This window comes from Olavius algarvensis spirochete endosymbiont (genome assembly GCA_900608495.1).
Taxonomy (GTDB): Bacteria; Spirochaetota; Spirochaetia; order DSM-2461; family DSM-2461; genus UBA2779.
Genome location: UWYT01000312.1, coordinates 1 through 274 on the forward strand (window position 1 = coordinate 1; position 274 = coordinate 274).

The following is a 274-nucleotide window of genomic DNA, read 5'->3' on the forward strand; positions in this document are numbered from 1 at the left end:
CTACTGAAAATAAGGCGTGTTCTGTTTAGCCCCATGGCCATGGATGGCCTAAGGCAAGGGGAGGCGGCTTCTTGGCTACAGGTTGGAAGTAGGTAGCGTGAGTTGTCCTAATATGATTGCAAATAGAAAGAGAAAAGCTGCTATGATTTCCGTTATCGGTTTTTTACCCTTACGGAGATCTCCTATAATCGAAATTATCAAAAATATGAGTGTGGGAACCCCAATTACAGTCATTGTACTAAGCCCAAACTCCTCTCTGAGATAAGCAAAAAGT

At 42.7% G+C, this 274-nt stretch carries 1 protein-coding gene; it reads right to left on the reverse strand.

Annotated features, from left to right (window positions below; translation table 11 throughout):
- Nucleotides 1-75 precede the first annotated feature (75 nt).
- The coding region (locus S1OALGB6SA_RS10420) for a hypothetical protein (protein ID WP_230204525.1) at nt 76-274 on the reverse strand (199 nt) is incomplete at its 5' end.